This window comes from Clostridioides sp. ZZV15-6597 (genome assembly GCF_020657815.1).
In the GTDB taxonomy this organism is placed as follows: Bacteria; Bacillota; Clostridia; order Peptostreptococcales; family Peptostreptococcaceae; genus Clostridioides.
Genome location: NZ_JAGWCT010000228.1, coordinates 1 through 1,055 on the forward strand (window position 1 = coordinate 1; position 1,055 = coordinate 1,055).

A 1,055-nucleotide genomic window follows, 5' to 3' on the forward strand; every position below is an offset into this window, starting at 1 on the left:
GTAGATTTCGCAAACATAGATAAAGCTCCAGAAGAAAGAGAAAGAGGAATCACAATATCAACAGCACACGTTGAGTATGAAACTCCAAATAGACACTACGCACACGTTGACTGCCCAGGACATGCTGACTACGTTAAGAACATGATAACAGGAGCAGCTCAAATGGACGGAGCAATATTAGTTTGTTCAGCAACAGATGGACCAATGCCACAAACAAGAGAGCATATACTATTATCAAGACAAGTTGGTGTACCATATATAGTAGTATTCTTAAACAAATGTGACATGGTAGATGACGAAGAGTTATTAGAACTAGTAGAAATGGAAGTAAGAGATTTATTAACAGAATATGATTTCCCAGGAGATGATACTCCAATAATAAGAGGATCAGCATTAATGGCATTAGAAGATCCAAAGAGCGAATGGGGAAATAAAATAGTAGAATTATTTGAGCAAATAGATGAATATATACCAGCACCAGAAAGAGATACTGACAAACCATTCTTAATGCCAGTAGAAGACGTATTCTCAATCACAGGAAGAGGAACAGTTGCAACAGGAAGAGTGGAAAGAGGAGTATTAAAAGTACAAGACGAAGTAGAATTAGTAGGATTAACAGAAGCACCAAGAAAAGTAGTAGTAACAGGAGTAGAAATGTTCAGAAAATTATTAGACCAAGCACAAGCAGGGGATAATATAGGAGCATTATTAAGAGGAGTACAAAGAAACGAAATAGAAAGAGGACAAGTACTAGCAAAAACTGGATCAGTAAAAGCACACACAAAATTTACTGCAGAAGTATATGTACTTAAAAAAGAAGAAGGTGGAAGACATACACCATTCTTTGATGGATATAGACCACAATTCTATTTCAGAACAACAGATGTAACAGGAGCTTGTAAGTTACCAGATGGAATAGAAATGGTAATGCCTGGAGATAACGTAACAATGGAAGTAGACTTAATAAACTCAATAGTTGTAGAAGAAGGATTAAGATTCTCAATAAGAGAAGGTGGAAGAACAGTAGCTTCAGGAGTTGTTGCTACAATAATCGA

General features: G+C 36.2%; 1 protein-coding gene. It reads left to right on the forward strand.

Annotated features, from left to right (window positions below; genetic code table 11):
• A partial coding sequence (tuf, locus tag KGF52_RS21005; RefSeq protein WP_227841521.1) for an elongation factor Tu occupies positions 1-1,055 on the forward strand: 1,055 nt, incomplete at both ends.